This is a genomic window from Veronia pacifica (genome assembly GCF_001707825.1).
GTDB lineage: Bacteria > Pseudomonadota > Gammaproteobacteria > Enterobacterales > Vibrionaceae > Veronia > Veronia pacifica.
On the sequence record NZ_LYBM01000080.1, the window covers coordinates 1 to 8,131 of the forward strand.

Here is an 8,131-nt window from a genome sequence, read left to right on the forward strand (position 1 = left end):
GAATCAAATCAACAAAGTTAATATACATCATGTAGCATATTTTATATTTCTATATGTAAAGATAACAAATAATTAATAATATAAAAAACATTGCACTTTATTATTTAAATGATAAATAAAATTTATTAAATATAAGAATTGCATATGCAATAAGTTTTTTAATTCATAATTTTTTAGTGATCCTTATCAAATATTTAAGATATTTTCGTTATTTATAAGTGCATATAAAAAAAGAAAATAAATTAATTAATATCTTCAAGCTTATGATTTTAAATAATTTAAATGTTAGGGATTTTTAAATATTTTTTTGTTTGATAAGGGAATAAAATTATTATCTCTGCTATTTTGAATACGAATGCAAGAAATTGGAGAGTCATATGAGTGATGTGAGTGTTCAGTCAAAAGCAGCGTCGGTTACTGAAAGAAATGACCATAGGGATAATGTAAATGACGAACAAGATAACGAAAGGGAAACATCAGAAAATAATAAACCTAACAGAAGTGATAATAGCTTTTTAGCTGAGGAGAAGTTTAATGCTAAGGCGGTGATGAATATTGATAGAATTAACAAAAAACAAGATGAATTAAATGAGAAAGATAAATCTAATAAATATAAATCTGAAAAAGATAATGAGAAACCCATAAAGGAAAGTGATAAAACTCCGAAATCAAATAGTATGGATTCAAAAAAAGTAGGTGGTTCGGAGAGTAAAAACATTGACCTCCAAGAATCCCCTGTCCAAAAAATACAGCATAAAATGAGTAACGAGTCAGTACTTTCCTCCTCAGAGAATGTAGCTTCTGATATAAAAAAAGATGACAGTCTAGCTGTAAGAAAAAGTGCTTATAGCAATGTTAAAAGTCAGTCTGAGGCAAAACTTAATCAAGATATAAGTAAGCTAAGAGCCCGCCTTACAAAGACTGAAGAGAGTAAGAGGACAGACAGTGCTCAAGATACCTCTACACAAAAGCCTGTTGTCACTTCAAACACTCTAGATAAAACTAAATTTGAAATTACAGATATTGGTAATAAGTTTCCAGATTATAACGGTGCGTTAGCGCTTTACGATGATATAACAAATACGGCTTATATTGACGGTAAAAGCTATGATCAGATGTCTGATGAAGCAAGACAAAGTCTACTTATTCACGAGCTTGCACATGCTCAACAAGATCAAACCTTAAATGATCCTGGCAAAACGCGAAGGAACACGGAGAGTGATGCTCAAAAAATCGAAGCAAACACTCTTGAGGCAATCAATAAAGTTGAGGGAACAAATCTTAAACCTATGGCGGTTGGGAAAGATCCCGAATCAGACGACAATCTACATCCTGCTTGGCCTGCTGTATTTGCTGCTGCCGGAGCTGCACTTGCACGAGCGATTCCATTCATAATTAGAGCTCTCGGAGCGGGTGCAAGAGCAGCTGCTGGCGGAGCTGCGAGAGCAGCAAGCGGAGCTGCAAGAGCTGGTTCCCGTCTAGCAAACGGGGCAGTAAGAGCTGGTAGTAACACTGCTCGTTCAGCTACAAATGTTGCAAGGAACGCTGGCAATGGAGCGCGTAACGCCCTAAATGCTGCCAGAAATGAAGCTAATGCAGTAGGGCGTTCATTGAGGGATGCGGCAAAAAGAGCCGGAGATAAAGCACTCGAAGGAGTCAAAAAGATCAAACCAGAGCAAGCACTTGATATTGTCAATGGCGTTGCAAACACTGTGGCTACGGCCTACTCCCTTGCTAAGTCGGGAGAATTTTTGAAAGCTGCTGTGCAATTGGATAAGGGACAGATACCAAAAGTATTTAATGAGGCTTTAGATTGGGCCAATAGCCAATCCAGTATTGGTCATCTCCCCCTATACCGGAACGAGGAGGATAGGAAAAATGGTCCAACATGGGGAGACGATTATCGAGTCGGTGATTTAACGCCATTGACTTATGTTCAGCAAGCATTTGGTTCTGCTCTGACGTTAAGTGCTGGAACAGTAAACTCTCAGTCAACAACTCTTGCAAGTAATAGCAAGGGACACGCCGCTGCTTTTGGGCTTAATGCACAAGCTGGAAATCTCGAGGTTCGGCGTACCCAAAGTATCTATCCACCAAGAACGGCAATCATCAACGGAAAAGAAGAATCCGTGATAAAAATAGAGACTAAGCTGCATTCCGTTGTTGATATTACCCCTTTTTTGGACATCAGTGGTGTCAGTGCGGGCAACTCTAAAGCAGGCCTGCTCAACCAGAATAAGCCGAGAGGCGAAGCGACTGGCACATTACTTGGAGGCCCATTTATGGAGTTTGGCACAGAAGCGGCATACTCTTTTTACGCCAAACATACATTGGATGAAAACGGTAATCCGAAATGGGAGTACATACCTGAAACTGATGTTAATGGTGGTGTAATTAAAGATTCCAGTGGTAACCCGAAAATCGACCCAAAAAGTTGGCAATTTAATACAAAAATAGCGGGCACACCCGGCGTTCTCGGTATTCTTGATGCTTCGGGAACGGGCTCACTTGACGAGTACTTATCACCAGATGAGGCAAACAAAGTGAGAAAAGCATTAAAAGTTGGTGGTGGTGGTATTGCATTTGGTCTCATCGGGGGCAGTCAGAACTTTGCGTGGGATGGAGACAAAGGGGGAGCCGGTGCTGCGAAAGCTGTATTCGGGGCACAAGTAGGGACCAAGGCAGGGCTTGGTATAGCAGCACTAGTCGAACGTTTTTTCTCAAGGAAAGTGCCAGGTTTGTCTGGGCTCCTATCAACAGCGGCCCAAGCTCCTAGTGACTTTGTTTCGAATTTAAGCACAGCGGCCATCTACGATACCCAAGTACCTGCGACTTCCAAAACAACCAGTTCCAGCGGCTTTTTGTCTGTTGCTGGATATGCAAAGGGCGAGTCTCCTGGCTCGTTTGGCGGCTTTGCCAGAAACAGTAAATCGCCAATCGGAAAAGGCGGTGTAGGGTCTTATTTCAAACATGCCGATGGTCTGGGATGGTTTGATGTATTCTCAGCAACGAATGATAAAACGGGTGAAAATATTCCGCTACATCAAGAAAATAAACAACTTGTCTTCGGAAATGAAAAATTACAGGAGCAAAAAAGCAACCCAATTGAGGTATCCAAATCCGATCAGAGTCAAGATATTGATTCTTCGGTGAGTGATATCACATTTGATGATGCGCTCAACCATGCTTTAAATAGACAAAACTTTTGGGGAACAAGCAGTCTAACACCCGCGCCGTTTTATTATGATGGCCGTCAAAGACAGGTGTTGACCGAAAAAGGTCCAGATCAAGAGATATTTCTTGCCTCAAACAAATTTGGTCAGCAGTATCGATTCAAGAAAGTCTATCCAGATTCTATATCAAATAGGTTTTACTTTGAAGATACTAAAACAGGAGACAAATTTGGGCAGAATGAAGGTGATGTTTTCTCTGACAGCCAAGTAAAACCACGTAAACTTAAGCGAAGATATTATACAGAAGAAGATGTAAATAGTATTAAAAATAATTTTAATAAAGTTAAAATAACAACTTCTCAACCATCGTTTAGCGAAAAGGACATTGCAAGTGAAAACATATATCCTCAGCCTATTCAATTTAATGGACGTCGAGAAAGTATATATATTGAAAGAGTGATAGGTTCAGACGATACAGAGAAAAGATATTTGGCGGTAAGAAATGATGCTGATAGGTTCAGGTATTCGTATCAGGTAGACAACATGGGCAATAAGTACTTTATTGATGAGAAGAATTAAAATAAGATTACCACTGTTTTATCAATTATAAATTTTACAATCCTAGGTAATCATATCATGAAAAAATTAATTAAAGATAACATTAAAAGCAATGGAAGTTGGCACTAATAAAGGTAAAAATATAAACTTTTTAATGGGGTTAATGTTTACTAAGAAATATAAACATTAGGCCCCTATTTTTTAATTATTCGTTTTATTATGATTTATTTTGTATTTAAGATTTTTTAGTGATTAAAATTGTGTTTTTCCACCGAGAGTAGTCATTGGTAATTATAACTATCTTCGCACACACAAAAAATAAAGATAACGTGATGTGAAAGTTATACTAGAAATAAGCATGAATCGTTGATGTTATCAAATATAATAAAGTTTGCCATAAAGTTAACGATATTATTGCTAATAAGGTGAAAACTTATAATACCACTATTTGAATATCAACCTAAAAATCTATTTCCATAATATTAATGACACAATATTCATAGCTATGTAGTCAAATTAAAATTTACCCCGCCAGATAAACCAAATAAACATGCATATATTGAACAATCTAATCGCGCCTGTCGGGTAGAGTTTCTTACTAATTATATCTTTGAAATTCTGAATGAAGATCGAGAGAGCACCAATGGCTAGGTTAAGTCATACGAAAGTGAGAGTGTTCTCGACCTCTTAACGGCCCGATAATTTAGTAATGCTTAATTAAATATGGAAGTAGGGAAAGCTGTGAATTAGATAGCCACGAAAAAGATGCATACGCCAAATGCCCAAGCAATCTATGTCAGTCAAGTCAAAGATTGCCCGGGACAGATTTATTTTCCGTAACCCAGAAAGACCTCTGGCAAGATAAGTGAAATACTTGGCACGAAGGTAATGACCAACAGCGCCACAACCAGTGTTACCACCCAAGGAAAGATACGTCGCGCAATCTGATCAAACGGTATTTCGCCAACCTGCGCAGCCATAAATAAATTTGCACCAAGAGGCGGCGTTACAAAACCGATAGCCAGCGCAACAATCATTACGATACCAAAATGCACCAAATCAACACCGAGCCTGGTCAATACCGGCAGGAGTACCGGAGTGAGAATAACAATGGATGCCAATGTTTCGAGAAAGGTGCCGATAATAAGCAGCAACACAATAATGGCGATAAGAACAAGATATTTACTGTCGGTGATCGACAAAACAAACTGCGCAAGCTCTGTGGGGATTTTTTCCAGCGCAATTATCCGACCGAATGCCACAGACGCACCAATGATCACCAGCACTGCTGACACCAGCATGGCTGATTCCAACATGATTTTGGGAAGGGCTTTGAGCGACAGCTCTCGATAAACAAAACAAGACACTACCAAGGCGTACACCACAGCCACGGCCGCAGACTCTGTTGGAGTGACAATACCGCCATAAATACCGCCGAGAATGACCAAAGGCATAAGAAGAGCCAGTTTGGCGTTGTTAAGCGCTTCGAATATTTCTTTCGTGTTGCTGGACTGTCGTGGCGGCAAATCGAGATGTTTGGTTGTGCGCTGTCGATACAGGACGTTAAAGGTCATCAGCGTCAAAGCAATAACAAGCCCGGGCAGGATACCCGCCATGAACAGTGCGGTAACCGATACCCCGGCAGATACTGCATACACTATCATCACCACCGACGGCGGTATCATCACCCCTAATCCACCTGCGCTGGCAACCATGGCTCCGGCATATGCTCTGTCATAGCCCCTTTGCACCAGTGCAGGGATCATCGCCAGACCAACAGCGGCAACAGTGGCAGAGCCAGTACCTGATATGGCGGCAAAGAACAGACACGCAATAATAGTGACAGTGCCTAAATCACCCGGAGCACCACCAAACATTTTGTCTGCGACAGCAATCAGCCTTGACGAAATACCACCTTTACTCATGATATTACCCGCAAGGGTGAAGAGAACCACTGCAATCAGTGTAAAACTGTTAATACCACTGACGAGGCCAAGCGCATACAGGTCAAACTTCAGAAACGGTATGTAGGCGATCGCGAGCAATGAAGCAGAACCCAGTGCGATACCGATTGGCAGTCCAATCAGAAGCAACACGAAAAAGCTGAGAAAGAGGATTAATGTTGTCATGAGACGATCTCCTCTTTCGGACACAGGTCGGTTTCGCCAAGAGCGATGATCCGGTAAAGCGAATGAAGGAGACGCAGAGAGCACAATAAGCCAGAAAAAATAATTGCTGCATACAGCACTGATGTCGGCCATTGTGTTGCAGACAGTGTTTTTCCTCTTTCGACAGCCTGCTGGGTAATTTCAACGCCGTAATAACAAACTGTGATGGAGTAGAGTAGAAAGATGCTTTCACTGATAACGAGCGCAAAACGCTTGAGCGTTGCGGGCAATTTATCGACAAAATACGTTACCCGCATATGTCGATGTTCCCGAATGGCATAACTGATCCCAAAGTAAATCAGATAAACAAAACTTATCCTTGCCAGTTCGTTAGCGATAGCTATGGATGTTGAGAAGGCAAAACGAGCGATGACATCAGCAAAAACCAGAAACATGATTGCCGTAAGGCATATCACAATGACGGTCGGTTCAAAGTATTTTTCTATCGTGCGTAACATAGGCTTCTACCTCCTTGAGCGGCCTTTATAAACGTCAGAAACACAAAGGACTGGCCAACGAGTGGCCAGCTCCATTGTTATTTCTTTTTTTGCTTTACAGCGCCTTCATGAAGAGGTCGTAGAAATCTGAGCCGACTTTTGCTCTGATGTCTTTCTCAATTGCTGCGTTCATGGTGCTACCGAGTCGTTTACGGTCGGCGGCTGGCAGCTCATTTACGATGAGTCCGTTTTCCTTCAACTGAGCCAACGTTTTATTGTTGGCCTCAAGCGTAAGATCTCTCTGAAGTTCAACCGTCTCGCGGGCAACGGTATTAATGAGTTTACGATCGTCATCGTTGAGGTCGTTGTACCAATCGAGATTTGCCATCCAGAGTTCTGGCCAGTATATGTGTTGAGTCAGTGATACGTATTTCTGCACTTCAAAAAAACGTTCAATGATCATCGAGGAGAGGGCACTTTCCTGACCAAAAATGAGGTTTTGTTGCAGGGAGGAGTAAATTTCGCCCCATGCCAGTGGTAGCGGTACGGCATCAACAGAGCGCCAGGCCTTGATAGCAATAGGGTTGTCTGCTGAACGCATCCTCAGACCCTTAAACGCTTCGTAGCTGTCGAGCGGCGCACGGTTGTTAGTGAAACTGCGAAAACCCAGTTCCATAAAGCCCATCGACTTCAGGCCGCGTTTCTCCATCGCTGTTGACAATGCTTGTCCTGCTTTGCCATCGAGTACGCTTCTTGCTGTTTTTTCGTCAGCAAACAACAGAAACTGGTCAAGTATAGCCAGCTCATTCACCGTTGATGATAGATGGACAGATGCCCCTGTCGCCATAGTGATGTTGCCTGACTGAACAAGTTCAGTCATTTCCCTGACGCTACCCAGCTGTCCACCGGGGAATATTTCCACTTCTATTTTTCCGCCTGAGCGTTTTTCAATCTGCTCCTCAAAAAACAGTAGAGACTGATGAATGGGAGAGACTTCCGGCGTTGCGTGACCAATTCGAATTGTTGTATCCGCAGTTGCTGCTCCCGTGAAGGTGAGTCCAGCCACCAGAGTGATCAGAAGCGATAATCTCATGGTATTTCTCCTTAATATTGAACTGTAGTGTCTGTATTTATCGACAGACAAGTAAGCAGCGCCCTTGGAAAACATAGGTGCGCGGTTGTTCAAATTCTCTTGGGAAAAAACCCAGACGACCTCTTGAGATGGGTCTTGTACTAAACGTCAGCGTCAGCCTTATAGAGACATTCTTTTTTCAGATTGACGGGTTCTGAACGTTCAGTATGTTTGGGTATTAAGGCATGTCAGGTCCGAACGCGTTCAAACTCTGCCCACGCTTGCTCAAATTTCTCAAAGTCAAAGCCTTCTTCTCTCGATGCTTTCAGGATGATTTGCTCATTTCGCAGCAATTGAGAGATTGCCTCTGACAATTTTGGAATTATATTTTCAGGTATGACGACAGCACCGTGGCGATCAGCGTGAATAAGGTCACCATCGCTAACTTTTAAGCCGAACACTGAAACAGGCTGTCCGATGCTCTCTACATGAACAAAGGCATGACTGGGGCCAACAGAGCCCGCAATAACAGGAAAGTTGTCAGGGAGATCACCGAGGTCCCGCATTACTCCGTTTGTCAGTACACCAGCCATACCGAACCCTTTGTGTACATTGGTATTTATTTCTCCCCAGAAGGCACCAACGGCATGCGGGTGATCCAGATCTTCGATCACAACGACCGAGGGTAACGATCCATCTGCCATGTACCGGTAATAATCCATC

5 protein-coding genes are annotated in these 8,131 nt (G+C 42.1%); 1 reads left to right on the plus strand and 4 read right to left on the minus strand.

The window, feature by feature from the left end; genetic code table 11:
• Positions 1-377 precede the first annotated feature (377 nt).
• Entirely contained in the window at positions 378-3,752 is a 3,375-nt protein-coding gene (locus tag A8L45_RS22765) for a hypothetical protein (RefSeq protein ID WP_068905640.1), read from the plus strand.
• An 806-nt stretch (positions 3,753-4,558) separates the two neighbouring features.
• Here the strand turns inward: A8L45_RS22765 and A8L45_RS22770 are convergent.
• The 4 genes from A8L45_RS22770 to A8L45_RS22785 all read right to left on the minus strand — a co-directional run.
• Positions 4,559-5,860 (minus strand): TRAP transporter large permease, encoded by a 1,302-nt coding sequence (locus tag A8L45_RS22770; protein WP_068905641.1) that lies wholly within the window; start codon positions 5,858-5,860, stop codon positions 4,559-4,561.
• Positions 5,857-6,357 carry a TRAP transporter small permease gene (locus tag A8L45_RS22775; RefSeq protein ID WP_068905642.1) on the minus strand — a complete coding sequence of 167 codons (501 nt, stop codon included), beginning with the start codon at positions 6,355-6,357 and terminating at the stop codon, positions 5,857-5,859. The genes A8L45_RS22770 and A8L45_RS22775 overlap by 4 nt, the downstream gene beginning before the upstream one ends.
• A gap of 94 nt (positions 6,358-6,451) precedes the next feature.
• Positions 6,452-7,429, minus strand: coding sequence for a TRAP transporter substrate-binding protein (locus tag A8L45_RS22780; protein WP_068905643.1), 978 nt, complete (start codon positions 7,427-7,429; stop codon positions 6,452-6,454).
• A 227-nt stretch (positions 7,430-7,656) separates the two neighbouring features.
• On the minus strand, positions 7,657-8,131 hold a 475-nt coding region (locus tag A8L45_RS22785), incomplete at its 5' end, for an RraA family protein (protein ID WP_068905644.1).

What these genes read in the sequence shown, in the direction of transcription:
- A8L45_RS22775 (WP_068905642.1), bottom strand. Translation starts at nt 6,357, where the DNA reads ATGTTACGCACGATAGAAAAATACTTTGAACCGACCGTCATTGTGATA.
- A8L45_RS22765 (WP_068905640.1), top strand. Translation starts at nt 378, where the DNA reads ATGAGTGATGTGAGTGTTCAGTCAAAAGCAGCGTCGGTTACTGAAAGA.
- A8L45_RS22780 (WP_068905643.1), bottom strand. Translation starts at nt 7,429, where the DNA reads ATGAGATTATCGCTTCTGATCACTCTGGTGGCTGGACTCACCTTCACG.
- A8L45_RS22770 (WP_068905641.1), bottom strand. Translation starts at nt 5,860, where the DNA reads ATGACAACATTAATCCTCTTTCTCAGCTTTTTCGTGTTGCTTCTGATT.